This is a genomic window from Halobacillus sp. ABH2_015, from assembly GCF_056158945.1.
The window spans coordinates 1,195,270-1,210,138 of record NZ_JBSWUG010000002.1 but is presented as its reverse complement, the minus strand read 5'-3'; the positions used below and the strand labels follow the sequence as shown (position 1 = coordinate 1,210,138).

General features: G+C 47.3%; 18 protein-coding genes. 1 reads left to right on the top strand and 17 read right to left on the bottom strand.

The annotated features are described in order from the left end of the window. Nucleotides 1-59: 59 nt before the first annotated feature. From ACXAD6_RS06385 to ACXAD6_RS06365, 5 genes are all read right to left on the bottom strand, one after another. Nucleotides 60-260: a hypothetical protein gene (locus ACXAD6_RS06385; protein WP_474968150.1), complete on the bottom strand. Its 201-nt coding sequence runs from the start codon at nt 258-260 to the stop codon at nt 60-62. Between the two features lie 519 nt (nt 261-779). After that, nucleotides 780-2,171: a DUF2254 domain-containing protein gene (locus ACXAD6_RS06380; RefSeq protein WP_474968149.1), complete on the bottom strand. Its 1,392-nt coding sequence runs from the start codon at nt 2,169-2,171 to the stop codon at nt 780-782. Nucleotides 2,172-2,451: 280 nt separating this feature from the next. Further along, nucleotides 2,452-3,054, bottom strand: coding sequence for a class I SAM-dependent methyltransferase (locus tag ACXAD6_RS06375; protein ID WP_474968148.1), 603 nt, complete (start codon nt 3,052-3,054; stop codon nt 2,452-2,454). A 56-nt stretch (nt 3,055-3,110) separates the two neighbouring features. After that, the gene (locus ACXAD6_RS06370; RefSeq protein ID WP_474968147.1) at nt 3,111-3,572 is read right to left on the bottom strand and encodes a DinB family protein; all 462 of its coding nucleotides are present in this window, start codon (nt 3,570-3,572) and stop codon (nt 3,111-3,113) included. Nucleotides 3,573-3,619: 47 nt separating this feature from the next. Then, on the bottom strand, nt 3,620-4,753 hold the full coding sequence (locus tag ACXAD6_RS06365) for an iron-containing alcohol dehydrogenase (RefSeq protein ID WP_474970370.1): 1,134 nt from the start codon (nt 4,751-4,753) through the stop codon (nt 3,620-3,622). A gap of 706 nt (nt 4,754-5,459) precedes the next feature. Here ACXAD6_RS06365 and ACXAD6_RS06360 point away from each other — a divergent pair. After that, entirely contained in the window at nt 5,460-5,633 is a 174-nt protein-coding gene (locus ACXAD6_RS06360) for a hypothetical protein (protein WP_474968146.1), read from the top strand. A gap of 60 nt (nt 5,634-5,693) precedes the next feature. Here ACXAD6_RS06360 and ACXAD6_RS06355 read toward each other — a convergent pair whose 3' ends face one another. The 12 genes from ACXAD6_RS06355 to ACXAD6_RS06300 form a co-directional block, all read right to left on the bottom strand. Continuing rightward, complete coding sequence (locus tag ACXAD6_RS06355; protein ID WP_474968145.1) at nt 5,694-6,044, bottom strand: DUF2200 domain-containing protein; 351 nt, start codon at nt 6,042-6,044, stop codon at nt 5,694-5,696. A gap of 51 nt (nt 6,045-6,095) precedes the next feature. Further along, entirely contained in the window at nt 6,096-7,139 is a 1,044-nt protein-coding gene (locus ACXAD6_RS06350; RefSeq protein ID WP_474968144.1) for a serine hydrolase domain-containing protein, read from the bottom strand. Nucleotides 7,140-7,187: 48 nt separating this feature from the next. Further along, nucleotides 7,188-7,526, bottom strand: a complete 339-nt coding sequence (locus ACXAD6_RS06345) for a hypothetical protein (protein ID WP_474968143.1) — start codon at nt 7,524-7,526, stop codon at nt 7,188-7,190. Nucleotides 7,527-7,607: 81 nt separating this feature from the next. Further along, nucleotides 7,608-8,027: a hypothetical protein gene (locus ACXAD6_RS06340; RefSeq protein WP_474968142.1), complete on the bottom strand. Its 420-nt coding sequence runs from the start codon at nt 8,025-8,027 to the stop codon at nt 7,608-7,610. A gap of 5 nt (nt 8,028-8,032) precedes the next feature. Continuing rightward, complete coding sequence (locus ACXAD6_RS06335) at nt 8,033-8,233, bottom strand: helix-turn-helix transcriptional regulator (RefSeq protein ID WP_474968141.1); 201 nt, start codon at nt 8,231-8,233, stop codon at nt 8,033-8,035. Nucleotides 8,234-8,375: 142 nt separating this feature from the next. Next, complete coding sequence (locus ACXAD6_RS06330; RefSeq protein ID WP_474968140.1) at nt 8,376-9,443, bottom strand: SDR family oxidoreductase; 1,068 nt, start codon at nt 9,441-9,443, stop codon at nt 8,376-8,378. Between the two features lie 140 nt (nt 9,444-9,583). Continuing rightward, nucleotides 9,584-9,784, bottom strand: coding sequence for a hypothetical protein (locus tag ACXAD6_RS06325; protein WP_474968139.1), 201 nt, complete (start codon nt 9,782-9,784; stop codon nt 9,584-9,586). Beyond that, nucleotides 9,781-10,251, bottom strand: a complete 471-nt coding sequence (locus ACXAD6_RS06320; RefSeq protein ID WP_474968138.1) for a PH domain-containing protein — start codon at nt 10,249-10,251, stop codon at nt 9,781-9,783. Before ACXAD6_RS06320 ends, ACXAD6_RS06325 begins: the two co-directional genes overlap by 4 nt. Before the next feature lie 209 nt (nt 10,252-10,460). After that, the gene (locus tag ACXAD6_RS06315; protein ID WP_474970369.1) at nt 10,461-11,303 is read right to left on the bottom strand and encodes an alpha/beta fold hydrolase; all 843 of its coding nucleotides are present in this window, start codon (nt 11,301-11,303) and stop codon (nt 10,461-10,463) included. Between the two features lie 21 nt (nt 11,304-11,324). Continuing rightward, nucleotides 11,325-12,218, bottom strand: a complete 894-nt coding sequence (locus ACXAD6_RS06310) for an ABC transporter permease (protein ID WP_474968137.1) — start codon at nt 12,216-12,218, stop codon at nt 11,325-11,327. Nucleotides 12,219-12,229: 11 nt separating this feature from the next. Beyond that, nucleotides 12,230-13,180, bottom strand: coding sequence for an ABC transporter permease (locus ACXAD6_RS06305; protein ID WP_474968136.1), 951 nt, complete (start codon nt 13,178-13,180; stop codon nt 12,230-12,232). 58 nt (nt 13,181-13,238) lie between these two features. Beyond that, on the bottom strand, nt 13,239-14,861 hold the full coding sequence (locus ACXAD6_RS06300) for an ABC transporter substrate-binding protein (RefSeq protein WP_474968135.1): 1,623 nt from the start codon (nt 14,859-14,861) through the stop codon (nt 13,239-13,241). Nucleotides 14,862-14,869: the final 8 nt, after the last annotated feature.

The following is a 14,869-nucleotide window of genomic DNA, read 5'->3' as shown; positions in this document are numbered from 1 at the left end:
AAACTGGTTTCATTGTAATACAAATTGGAATTGTTTTCCTCATCAAAGAGATAAATCTACTAAAAATGGAAAGCAATTAAAATCAAAAGAAGTCCGCTCAATACACCAATGGCCACATACATCCAATGCCCATGGATTTTCACAGGCAGATCGTTCAACATGATCGCTCCCCATCCGATGACAACGATGAATGTTATAATAATCGCTGAAATAACCGTCTCCACGACATCTTCCCCTTGTAAGAGATTCGATGATTTCATCACCAAGATATAGATAAAATACCGGGAACCTCTTCAGATGATCGTTTCTATAAACAGCCACTTGTTATAGGTAAACAACAAAAAATTATATTCCAAAAACGTTTACTAAACCAAGTGACGGGAAAGTATGTTCTGAGGGGGAATTTAAAATGGAATTACTCCAATTCCTTAGGGGGGAAATGTATACTGGAATAAGTTTTCACAACGAACATAACAATCCTGTCTGCTGTGACCTGGGGGCGTTGACCTCTAACGAGCAGCTTTTACTCTTTATGAGATTAAAACCAACGACAGTAAAGTACTTTCCCATGGAAAGAAATCCGTACTTAATTTGTTCAGACCAACACCATTCGCAAACTTATTTCCTTACTACATGACCTGGGCATACCGGGGGTCCGCGGGATTCCCGGCAGTCTCCCTCCCTTTATAATACATCCCACTTCAAATTCCAATTATTTCAAAATGAACAAAGATGCGCAACTTGAAAAAGGCTTATCCACTCATGGATAAGCCTTTTTCTTATGAAGAAAAATCCTGTTCATTCTGTAATGATTCTTTCACGGGTACAGTGGCCGCACTTTTCGAACTGACCCGCTGCAGCATATATTCAAGCAGAAACAGGTAATCCTGTTGATGTCCTGTATTCTTCGAAAGCTCGGACAGCTGTTCAATAATATACAGGCAGTCATTTTCATAAAGGCTGTAATTATCAAAACCGAGGATCGTCTGGCGCGCAAACTCCCATAAATCTTCGTGGACGTCCTTCTCCATCGTTTTACTGAGCAGAGAAACCATCGTCAGCAGTTCCGTCATGACCGTCGAATTCTGGTCCGCATATTCCCTGATGGATGCGAACCCTTTATGAAGGTAGTAGCGGAAGTCCTTCTGGTTCAAAATGACCCTGAGGCTTTCCTCCTGATCAAATAGATAAGGGGAAAAATTGGTCGACTGACCGATCCGCTTCAAAAGATCTGTGATCTGGTGGATGGTATTGGTCACCGTCAGCGGGTCGTTATGACCGAGCGCTTTGATGGCGACTTCTGCAAGTTTGATTAAACCATACTCCAGGTCCTGAATCTCCGTTTGTTTCACACCGATTTCAATCGACTTGAAGTACCGTTCCGGATCAACCTTAGAACCGGATTCCCAGTAGCTGAACACCGGTGTCCCCTCCACCACAAATTCACCAATCCGGACATCGAACCGCAGGATCCCTTCATCTCTGGAAGCCTGCTTGACGAGCCTTGCAAAATCGGCCACCTGCAGATACCCGGACTGAGGGGAGGTTATGACTTTCCTATCCTCTTCAGGCGGGAGTGAGTCAGGATCGACGTCTTTATCAAGGTGAAAAGGAGCCAGCTCCTTTTCCAAAGCCGTCTGGACTGATTGAGATTTGGCGTTCATATTGTAGCTGATGTTATGAACCTGCATCCATGTCGTCGTATGGTTGATGAAATAGATGAAGGTGACGGCAGCTATAATCGCAGTCAGGATTGACAGGACCGGCGTTGCGGCAATGTACTCCTCTTCCTCATGCGTCACATACAGGAAGTTCAGCAGCACATAAATGAAGCTTCCGTTAAAAATACCGAGCACGTGCTGGGTCGCCCGGTCACTCACGAAGTTGACAAGCATTTTTGATGAAAACTGCCCGCTGAACGTTGTTAAAGCGACGAGCAGAGAGTTGATTGTAAAGGCGCTCAGTGTAAGGACGCCTCCGACGAGCGCACTCAGCAGCACCTGCAGCGTCTGCCCGCTGAACCCGATTGCCGGTGGCAGATATAAACTGACATCCACGATGTAGTCGAGGTAAAAAGTGAAGGCGGACAATCCGACCGCCCCGAGAATATACCAAAAAGGCATAAACCACAGCGTCGATTTCAGCTCACTCCTGCGCTGACGTTTGGACATGTTAAAATATTTCTTTATATAGTAGAAGAAACCCATAAGCGGCACACCATTCTGTTCTAGAGTATTGGAATTCTTCTAATTCCTTCCCTTGAACGGTCGCCGCTAACCTGATTTCGTTTAATTCTTCAGGGTGGATGCAGGAATTGACCGATATATCGCAGATTTGACTGATATATTCAGAAAAAGATCGATATATTGCAGATTTAGTCGATATATCCGAAAAATAATCGATATACGCAGAAAAAAACCGATATCCATATGTGAGCGGACCTTCAAAAGATCAGTCTTCCTTAAAAGCCGCAGCCAGGAACATTGAAGCGTCCTGCTTCATGAATATCTTCTCCCCGTGGTGAAACGTGTGAACATGGGAAGACACAAAGCCTGCTTCCTTTAGAAGATTCTGTAGATCTTCGTGATAAAAACCGTTATGCACTTTAGGGTGGTTGATTTGGTCGTTTTTATCAAAATCGACGATGAGCAGCTTCCCGCCCCTGTTCAAGAGGTGGAACAGCTTCTGTAAAATGTCCTTGGTGTCCGGGATGTGGAGCAGCACAAGAGAGACCAGTACGATGTCCGCCTGTGGTTCTGGTGTTTCTTTAGTATAATCTGCACAGAGAACAGAGGCATTGGTGATGCCGCTGCGTTTGATCTTCTCTTCAGCGATTTTCAGCATCTGTTCAGAAGAATCGATAAGCTGGACGGACTTCACTAGATCCGCCAATGCCAGCCCCACCAAACCTGTCCCTCCTCCATAATCTACAAGGAACTTGGTAGAACTGTCTTCCAGTTCTTTTCTTACTTCTTGAACGATATAACCGGCCGTTTCTTTCCTCTCGGGCGAATCGTAAGTTGCCGCTAATTGTTCGAATACGTTGTCGTCCATATTTCCACCTCCATTCCTATTTAAAAAACCGGCCGGAAATCCGGCCGGTCTGCTTCTTACTTTTGATCGGTCTGTGCTTTGATCGCTTTTATTGTGCCCGTATGTACCCCTTCGTGATACAGCGTGAAATTCAAAATTTCACCAACGGTTTTCATGGATAGAAACTCCTCTGCTGCCTCTTCATCAAGTTTTCCTGTGAGAGCTTCCTTCAGAAGTTCCGGCTGGTGTTCGAGATGTTTTCTCAATTCATCAAGAGTAGGAACACTGCCTTCCCAATCCGCCGGCTTCGTTCCCGGAGCGAACAGCTGGAAAAAGCGCGGAGGCGTGTCGACCTGTGTACCGGCGAACTTGGCTATCATCCCATTTTGAGCAGCAACAATATGGCCGAGATTCCATCGGATATTGTTGGCAAATCCTTTCGGTTGGAGATCCGCCTGCTCTTCCGTGATTCCATCTAAAATTTTCAATGTTGCTTTTCTCACTAATGCTATTTGTTGAAAGATTTGTTCTTCGTTCATGCTACCAACTCCCTTCTCTCCTATTCTATCCTTCTGTGCTGTATTTCTCAAAGAATTGGAGACTGAAAGGCAGCATTTAGAATCTGAAGATAATCTTCTTTCGTAATCGTCCGGGCATTGCTCGGGGTCGAGTTATTGCGTTCCGCAAGTTCAGCCATCCGCTCGAAGTCCTCTTCCTGAACCGCAGGTATTTCACTCAAAAGAGGAATGTCCAGCTGTTTTGTGAACGCATAGATTTGACGGACGAATTTCTCTACGGCCTCCTCATCCGAATCGTTATCTTCTGCCATCTTCATAAGCCGGGCCATTTCCGCGTGCAGCGGCACGTTTTCCTGCGCATTGAATTCCATGACATGAGGAAGGAATATGGCATTCGCTACGCCGTGCGGGGTATCATAGAGGCTGCCAAGCGCTTCCGCCAAGCAGTGGACAGCCGCTACATCCGCTGACCCAAAGCATAGACCCGCAAGCAGGCTTCCCTCCTGCATTTTCGCCCGTGCCTGAAGATCTGCTCCGTTTTCAAACACTTGAGGAAGATGCTCGACAATGACCTCCATCGCTCTTGCTCCCATCGCCTGTGATACAGGGTTCGTCACCTTACACGAATACCCCTCGATAGCATGGACAAGGGCATCGACTCCTGTTGCTGCCGTTACGTCCTTTGGTACCGTCAACGTCAGTTCCGGGTCCAGTACGGCTGTTACCGGACGGAGCATCGCGTGCTTCAGCGTGATTTTCCGGTGCGAGTCCGCGAGTGTAATGACCGAAGAGCGGGTAACTTCTGATCCGGTGCCGGCCGTCGTTGGAATACAGAGGATCGGTGCTGCATTCATATAAGCCCTCTTCCCCTCTACATAGTCCTCAGGACGGCCGCCGTTCGGGCCAAGAAGCGCCACCGCTTTTGCCGTATCGATGGGACTTCCACCGCCAATCGCAATGACAGCCGAAGCTTTTTCTTTTTGAAACACTTCCACTCCCATCAGGCATTCCGTATCGCGTGGGTTCGGAGATACCTGGTCAAAATCCACCACACGATAGCCCGCATCTTCAAGAGAATCTAAAACAGGCTTTACGATTCCAGCCTTTTTCACACCTGGATCGCTCACGACCATCACGGTTGTCCCCGGCTCTGTCATCTCCTTCAGCAGTCCCGGTACTTCCTTGGAACGTCCAGGTCCCATCACAATTTTAGTCTGGCAGTAGTAGTCAAAATTCAATAGCAAAACCTCCTCTTCTATTTATCCGGCCCTCGGCCCTGTGTTTGAGTATGTACGCATGCTTCCTTTGCGTGTATCAGCTCGGTCCCCGTCCCTCGATTCCTTTCATTCTCGTCACCATTTCTACTATACATCTTTTCACATAATATTCCGACAGATCAAACACTCTTTTTCATCAAAAAGAGTGTCAGCTCGTATAGAAATTCCTGTTTCTTTACGAGCTTTTTTCTTCCTTACCGCCAGGAGCGAAAGCCCCATCCCTTTCCGCGGACGAGCGCCTGAGCTTCCTGACCAAGTCAGCGGAGGGCGTGCCCCCGGCATCCATCCACCAACAAGCGGAGTGTGACCCTTTACACAACAGATGGACAACTCTAACTGGTTACAGGCTTTTTACGCTTTTTCCTCAAAGGGAGTGTCTTTTCCTTCATACAGTGGCAGCGAAGAATCTCAATCATTACCTGACCTGTTCTCAGGTATTAGAATGGAGTGACGATGAATGATACGACGGCGGCCAGGAATTTATTTCCAAGTGATGAAACCTATGATACCCTTGGATTATCTACTTTCACGATGTAACCATTGAGAGAACAGGTTGATTCAGTTACAAGTAATGGAAAGAGGTGTTTATTTGAGGAGAATATGGCTCCCTTTATTAACATCCGTTGGGACAATGGCTCTATTATATTGGATTGGAGATCTATTTCATGTATCTCTTTTCAGGTTTTCATTCGAATTAAATGAACCACTGGAAAATGGGTTTTTTTTCGATGTGGATATTGAAATATCACCGATTGTTATCGGCTTAATCGTTGGATTTATTGTGGAACGCAGACTTAAAGTCTAAAGTAAATAAAAAAGAGACACACCAGCTCTGTTAGAAGAGCGATGTCTCTCTTTCTGCCTGTTACCCGCGCAGGATTTTTTCCATAGCCTTGCCTTTCGCCAGTTCATCCACCATCTTATCCAAATAGCGGATTTCCTGCATGATGGGTTCTTCAATGTCTTCCACCCGGACACCACAGACAACCCCTTTGATCAGCTTACGTGACGGGTGAAGCTCAGGCGCTTCCTCGAAAAAGGTTTCAAAATCCGTCTTTTCCTCCAAGTGCTCCTCCAGCTGTGCCTGGGACAGCCCGGTATGCCAGCGGATGATTTCGTCCACTTCTTCTTTGGTGCGTCCTTTTTTCTCAGCTTTTGCGACGTAATGAGGATAGACACTGGCAAAGCTCATACTGTAGATTTTATGTTTGGTCATTCCACGACACCTTCCTTTTAACAGGATCTGTATCAGTATTATAGCATGGTTTTACGATCCGCTATTCCAACCCAGCAGGAATTCCTCGATAACATTCGTAACTTCGAACGGTCCGGATTGCTGATTGGAAGGAACCACTGTGATGAGGCCTGCATCCGGATAATAGGAGGAACGGAAGCTGACACCGGGATCAAAGCCCGTGACGTGGTAGTTGTATATATGCCCGTCTTTTTGGTTCATCCAAATCCCGTACCCGTAATGAATCGTTTCATTCACCTGCACGTGAGGATGCAGAAGCTCATTGGTCATCTCTTCGCTCAGCAGTTCATATTGGAATAAAGCTTCCCAGAACTTCGCCATATCCGGAGCTGATAAAAACGCGCCGCCATCTGAACCGCCTTGTTTGGGTATCGAATAAACATTCGTCCGCCATGTACCCTTTTCCTTGTCATCGATATATCCGATCGCTGAATTGACCGGGAGCTGATCGAGAGAAAAATACCCGGAGTCATACATCCCGCAGTGATCAAAAATCTCTGACTGAACATAATCCGTATACGTCCGTCCTGTTTGTTCCTCAATGATTAACCCAAGAAGAATATAGGCCGCATTGTTGTAGTGGAACCGCTCACCAGGCCTGCCGTTCATCGGTTTCTTTTGAAAAAGGGGCAGAAAATCCTTGAGTTTTTCGATTTTATAGACAGGCACATCCTTCCATAAATTCTCATAATCCTCCATTACTTCTTCATCAAAATAATCCGGCAGGCCGGACGTATGTGTTAACAGGTGATGAATGGTTACATCCTTATCAAAATAAGGGAATTCAATCGCCAGACAGTCGGCCAGTGGTGTATCGAACTCCAGCTGTCCTTTTTCCACAAGCCGGCAGACGGCCACAGCGGTGAACAGTTTGCATCCGGAGGCTGTCCCGAAACGGGTGTTGTATGTATTCAGCCTTTTCTCCGCTCTGTCTGCATAACCATAGGCCTTCTTCAAAAGCACCTGTTCCCTGTCCTTTACATAGACGACTCCGGAAAAGTTAATTTCCTTACATTTATCGTGGATCACTTCCTGCAGCTCTTTATGTATTCTCATCGATTTCCTCCGCTCCATTTTGTTTCGAATGAACCACCGAGATCTCAATCAAGGAAAACTAGCGGCTTCGGTTTCGGCCAGCCATTTATCGACAGCTTTGACAGGGAAATAATATTCGTAGCCGATTTTCACATAAGGGATCTGACTCTTCACAACATCGCCCTCTTTCTTCGGAAGAACCTTTTTTATCTGCTCGTCACTAAGACCTAGGTAATCCTGAAGTTCCAAATAACTCATCAGCTGAGGATCCTCAGGCTGTTCGCGGACTATAACCTGTTCACCAGCCTCATGGGAGCTCTGCGTGAGGGCATTGGAAAGAATAATCGCTCCTGACAAGATGCAGGCGCCTACAATTAATAATGACATGTTGGTCGTTAATTCTTTCATGACCATCCTCCTTTACGGCCCTATTATTCCAAAACCTCCCTGGAACCTCAATCCTTTTTGGAAAAACCGTACAAGAAAAGACTATTCGTTGCGCTCTTTCTGCCGGAGACCGTACATATAAAAAGCGGGGAGGACCGAACAGACAAAAACGATTCCTCCAACCAACAGACCGTCCATCACGTTGTACCCATTCGTCAAGGCGGTGAAAGTGACAAATAAAAGAGAAATCAATGTGATTACACCGAGAGATATGTACAACCGTGTCACGGGGGACCGTTTTGTTTTCTCATGCTCCACACTGATACTCATGGAAAGGTAGGCATTAATCACTCCTGTCATAATGAAAACAAACCAGACAGGGTTATCCGTCATCCCGTCCATCCCATAGTTTATCAGATCATAAAGCAGGATTCCGATCATTCCTAAAGTCTGGACAATAAAAGTAATCCTGATGTTCTTTAAATTTTTCAACTGCAGACGTTCATCTTTAATTTTTTCCATTATTTTCACTCCTTTCGTTCCTGCCAGAATACTTCATCCAACGTTTGGTTAACGGCATAGCAGATCTCCAGACACAGCTTCAACGTTGGGTTGTAACGGCCTTTCTCAATCAAGCTGATTGTCTGACGCGTTACACCGACCTTCTCTGCAAGTTCCTGCTGAGTTAAATCGAGGGTGACACGCGCGATCTTCACTTTATTTTCCATAATTATCTATCCCTTCCTCATCAATGTAACATATAAGTTACATAATGCAATGCATATATTCCATTTATCACAAAAACAGCCTTACTGCTTAAAAACGGTTATTAAAAAAGACCCACCCGGATGTCGAGTGGATCTTAAGCCTTTACTGCTTAGAGAAATCCGGAAGAACGCCTTCCTGCTGGAATTCACGGAACAGGCGGGTAAACATTTCTTCACTGTCTACAAATTTGTGGAATCCATATTCTCTGAGTTTTGTTGTAGATGTCATCACATCATAATCACAATTGAAAATGAAGTCTCCAAAGCCCCATAAGGCCAATTTGTCATAAGGAATGTCCTGCAGGTGGTATTTCTCTTTCATCTGCTCCCATAACTCCTGCTTGTCGGCCATCATCTCAGAGAGTTGGATTGGCGGCTCTGCTCCTGCTGCTTCCATATCAAAATAGTCGGCAATCGTCTTCCACATGTGCTCCCAGCGGAAGTAATCCCCGTTCGTCACATTGAATATTTCAAATGCGCAGGATTCCTCAACCGCAGCCCACTCCACACACTGAGCGAGAAGGGTCGCATCTGTTACCTGAGCAAGATACGGATGCGCTTTTCCAGGAAAACGAAGAGGCAGACCCAGTTCCTTGGATATCGAAGCGTAGGCGCCGATCACCATAGAAAGGTTCATGGGCTTTCCGACTGAATACCCGCAGACGACATCTGGACGGAGGATTGTCCAGCTCCAATCTTTCCCTTCCTGTGCCCGGCGCATATAGTCTTCCTGTGTAAAGTAGAAGTTCGGCGGCATATGGCGGGCGTCCGTTTCCTTGGCTGGCGTTTTAATAGGTCCGAGATGCACGCCGTAGGCTTTTGCCCCCTGCATCAAAATCACACGCTCCAAGTGGTCCGCGTTTTTTTCTACGGCATTTAATGTATTTTCAAACATCGTCTGATTGACCTCCACCTGCTTTTGAGGATCAGATTCATAGTCCTGATATGCCGCATAAATGAAATGGGTCACTTCTGAGAACGATTCCAGATTCTCCTGGACGTTCTGACCATCCATCATATCCGCTGAAACATAAGTGATATCCGATGGATCATCAGGGATATGACGGGCAATGCCGATAACATCCCAGCCCTCCAGCTTACTCAGGTGCCTGGCAATGTAACTGCCGATCACTCCTGTAGCTCCGGCAACGACAGCTGTTTTCTTCTGCATATTCCATACCTCCCGGATCAGATTAATGTGAGTTTCACATAAGTATGACTTTACCCGCGATATTCTTCCTCCAAACAACTTCCATTCCAATCATGGTGAAAAAAGGAAGTTCAAGCACCTCTTTCAGGATGACTAATTGATCATTTATGCCTGCCTTTTTTTGGTTTTTTCCGATCACTGAGAGGAGCAATCCAGAAGCCAATGACAAAGCCGGCAACCAGCATTCCTATTAAATGATTCCAGTCGATCGCACCATCATTTATGTATCCCAGGATAACAGAAAACGGGCCCAGTATGCCCAACATCAGAAGGACGGACATGATTCTCTTTTTCAAACTCATGTCCCCGCCTCCCTCAACGTCCGGCTGATATCAATCCCTGGATTATTCCTCTGCAGAAGGCGAAGGAAAGCCTTCTCATCTTTGGGAGAAATATGTGTAATGGCATGGTCGGACGAATGGATTTCGAGACGCCTTACCGCGAGTGCAGGAGCGGCAAACGGACTGTTTCTCTGCTCCACTCTATGAATATCTTCGATGCGGATCTTTTTTCTCATCGGACCAAATTGAATGTGCAGACAGCCATGTATGATTTTGTATCCGGTCGAAAACCAGATCCATAAAAGGACTCCTATGATACCTGCACTAAGAAGGTACCCAGGCACGCTTTTATATGTAATCAACTGCCAACCGGCCGCTTCTCCCCCAAATAAATAGAGTAGAACAATGCTTCCAATGATTCCTCCGTACATAAGCACAAACAACAAGTCTTTTCTGGACGGAAAATACACGTCCATCACCTCCACCATCTATACGTGTTCCTATCCGTAAAAGTTTCGCAAAAAATGGAGGAAATTGTAAAAAAATCAACCTTGAGAGCATCCCCGCTGCAATCGGGGATATAAAGATGAAAAGAACTGGATACGAAGCCCTTGTAGTCAACTAAAAAGAAAGAGTGCCGGATGTAACCTGACACTCTTTCGTCTTTATATCTTACCTGTCGTCTCTTGCTTCTTTATTAAAGAGGTTGTACAGCACTATGTTTCTGGAGAAAACGACGGACCAGTTCTACGTATCTTTCATTCTCCTCCAGCTGGGGAGAGTGACCGCTGTTTTCAAAAATGACGAGCTCGGCATTCGGCACGCATGAGGCAATCGTCTCCGAGCAGATCACAGGAGTGACCCAGTCATGCCTTCCGACAGTCACAAGCGTCGGTACGTGGATCTCTGCCAATTGATCAACCAGATTAAACGCGGGTTTATTATGCCGGAAAGCGAAGTTATGGGTTTCGTGCCTGTAGTAAATCTGCTCGAGGCGCTGACGCACGGCTTCTTCATCATATTCAACGGTATACAGAGGCTGGATCAAAGTGAACAGCTCTTTCAAATCCTCATCGGAGTGTACCTCCCCTCCAAAAAGGCGGGTCATGTTTTCTTTTGTAATGCCGTCAATCCCACTCTCAAGAGCACGGTCGATGGAAAGGTAGTCAAAGTCACTGCTTGCTGCGGTATCTCTCAACAGCACGCGGGTGACACTGTCAGGGTAGCGGATGGCATATTCAAGCGTTAGAAATCCGCCGTACGAGCCGCCTAAAATGGTGATCGGACCTCCGACAAGCTCCAGGCGGACAGCTTCAATATCCGCCGTCCACTGTTCATGAGTGAAAGGGGGACGGCCCTCCGATCTTCCTGAACCTCTCATATCCATAAAAACGAGCTTGTACGTATCTCCCAAGGCGGAGAAGGCTTTGATATCACCACGGCAGTCTCCCAGACCAGGAGCTCCGTGAATAAAGAAAATCACCTCTCCCTCGGGATTTCCATGGACTTCATAATACAACTCATTATCATTCACGTTCATGAACAAGGCGCTTCCTCCTCTTTATTTTTTCGCAAAACGCGGGTCCAGGGCATCCCTCAGTCCATCACCAAGAAAATTATAGGCCAGTACAACGATGGTGATCGCTACACCCGGAAGCACACCTAAAATTGGAGCCGTCCAGATGTACTGCTGGGAATTCTGCAGCATGTTCCCCCATGTCGGCGTTGGTGGCTGGATGCCGAGACCGAGATAGCTGATCGCACTTTCCGTAAGAATGGCCCAGGCAATAGCGAGTGTTCCGGAGACAATGATCGAGGGAAGAATCTGCGGAACGACATATTTTAAGAGAATCCTTTTCGCAGAAGCCCCGGCCGCATTGGCCGCTTCAACAAACTCGTATTCTTTCCACTTCAACGTTTCTCCGTAAACGACACGGGCAATTTCCACCCAGCCGGTCAGGGCGATGACAAGCACGACCATGAATGGCGTCGTCCCAAGCACCGTAAGAGCAACAAGGACGAAGAAAAAGTTCGGAATCGCCATCATTGCTTCTGTAATACGCATGAGGACCGCTTCGACTACTTTTCCAAAAAATCCGGCGCAGGCGCCTATGATCGTGCCAATAATCAAGGAGAAAAGCATCGCACATAACCCGACTAAGAGTGTCACACGCCCGCCGTGAAGCATGCGTGCGAAAACATCCCTGCCCAGGTCGTCCGTTCCGAAGGGGTGCTGCAGCGTCCAGCCGGCAAGGGCCCCTGCATCGGTCAGTTCATCCGGAGTAATCGGCCACAGGACAGGACCGAGAAAGACGACGGCGTGGACAACGACTAAAAACCATAACGATAGATACGCCACTTTGTTCTGCTTCAACCTTGTAAGTAATACGAAGCGCCGCTTTTCCTTTTTCCGGTGCTGCTCTTCCATATCTTCATTTATAGAAGCTCCTAACATTCGGTCCCCTCCTATGCCATGTTTTTCACACGCGGATCGACTTGAGAATAAATGATGTCGACAAGCAGATTGCTGATGATAACGACAAGCGTAATGACAACGGTAATGCCCATGATCAATGGATAGTCACGGCCATTGGCTGCTTCAATAATCAACGTCCCGATTCCTGTCCATCCAAAAATCGCTTCGGTGATCACAGCACCGCTCAGCAGCCTCGGAATCAGCACGCCGATAATGCTGATGATCGGAATCATCGCATTCCGAAGCGCATGCACATACAAAACGACAAATTCCTTCGCCCCTTTGGAACGGGCGGTACGGATATAGTTTTGTGAAATGACTTCCAGCATCGATGATCTCGTGAAGCGGACGATATTCGGAAGCACGGTCGTCGATAAAATCAGTACCGGCATGGCTAAATGAGCCATCCAGCCCCGAAAGTCAAAGTCCGCGCCCCTCGGTCCGACACCGGACGATGGCAGCCAGCCAAGTTCAACAGAAAATAAGAGAATCAGCATCAGCCCGAGCCAGAAGGAAGGAACCGACAAACCGATGACACTCGAAAAGTTGATCACGTGATCAGCTGCTTTTCCTCGTTTCAAGGCGGAGATGACTCCAAGGATGATGCCTGCAATAACAGAAAAAATGATCGTGAATACGGTAAGTTCCATCGTGTAAGGCAGCCGTTCAGCTATCCTTTCCACGACCGCTTCACTGGAGTTAAATGATGTGCCGAGATCACCGGTGACAGCATTCCCCACCCACTCAAAATAGCGGACGATCACCGGCTGATCCAGGCCGAGACGTTCGATTACCGCCTGACGCTCCTCGGGTGATGCATCCATACGCATGACCCCTGTGGGCCCACCTGGCGCGAGATTGATAAGAAAAAAGGTAATGACGGTCACAATGAACAATAAAATGATGCTTTGTCCAAAGCGGTTGAGTAAAAATCGAATCACACAGGTCCCCCCTTTTTATAAAAGAGAAGTGCACGCGGTGGTGCACTTCTCCCATGACTTACTCCGCCATATACCATTCCTGGATATAGTGAAGCGTATCTCCGAAGGCCAGTTCAGGTACGCCGTCGATATCCGAGCGCTTCACCTGTACTTCCTGCGGGTACCAGAGGAACATGTAAGGAAGTTCTTCAGCCATCAGCTTCTGGGCTTCTGTGTAGATTTCCTTCCGATCCTCTACATCGCTCGTTTCCGCACCAGCGTCCAAAAGCTTGTCCATTTCTTCATTTCGATAAGCCGGGATGTTGTTCCCCTGCTCAGCAAAATCGGAGTGCATGTACGCCTTCAAATCCGGATCCGGCGGATAGCGCCACCAGTTCAAGGTCATCGCATAATCCCTTTGGATGACGACTTTGTCAATCATCGTATTCCAGTCCATCGTGTTCAACTGTACATCCAGCCCGATATCAATCAAGTACTGCTGAGCAAGCTGGGCGATCGCTTCTAAATCCCCTTGAATACCGATATCAAAGATGATTTCGAAGTTTTCTCCATCCTTATCGACAAATCCATCACCGTTCGTATCCTCCCACCCTGCTTCAGCAAGGAGTTTTTTCGCTTCTTCCGGATCGAAGGGATACTGCTTCACATCATCGGTGTAATACTCCGACAACGCCGGCGTAATTCCGGCATCTGCAATCGTTCCATAGCCTTGAAGGACGGTATCGATGATGTTCTGACGGTCAAGCGCATGTTCCATCGCCTGACGTACCTTCACATCCTGGAACCTTTCTTCCTGCTGGTTGACGATCAGCCAGAAGAAACGGTTCGTATCGCGTCCGTTCACATCCACACCGTCCGCACTTTCAATCCGATCGACAGCAGAGGTGTCATCCAAAGCGAAAATGGAAAGTTCTCCGCTCAACAGCTGCGCCACATGGGTGTTGGCATCAGGAAGGATTTTGTATTCCACTTCGTCCAGGTTCGCGGCATCTCCGAAGTACTCCTCATTCCGCTCCAGCACGACGCTCTGGCCGGAAGTGTAGGATTTAAGCTTGAAAGGTCCTGTTCCTACAGGGTTCTCCTTGTTAAAGCTTGTTAGATCCCATGGGTCTTCTCCTTGAAAAATGTGTTCAGGAATTATCTCTGTGTTAAAGCTCAGGTAAGCCGGAAGCGCGGCAACCGGACTCGATAAGTTGAACATAACGGTGTAGTCACCATCTGCTTCCACACTTTCCACCTGTCCGAAATAGGAGGCACTGTTCGCTCCAAGCTCTTCATTCAACGTAATATCATTGAACGTAAACACGACGTCTTCTGATGTGAACGGTTCGCCGTCGTGCCATGTGACATCATCACGGAGCTGGAAGGTCCAGGTCAGGCCATCCTCGGACGTTTCCCACGATTCAGCCAGATCCGGTGCAGGCACCAGGTCTTTCCCAGGTTTCGTCAACCCGTCGAATATGACACGGTTAATGACATTGGACTCGGCATAGGCACTCGGGTGCCACGGATTAAAGGTTGGATCGGCGACAATCGGAATCGATACCTTTCCGCCGGAAACAGCCTCTTCAGAAGACGCCGTCGCTTCTCCCTCTGCCTCCTCTTCCCCTCCGTAGGAACAGGCGGCCAGGAACAACGCCATAAGTGCAGCTGATAAAAAGACCCACCATTTTTTATTCATCGTCATCG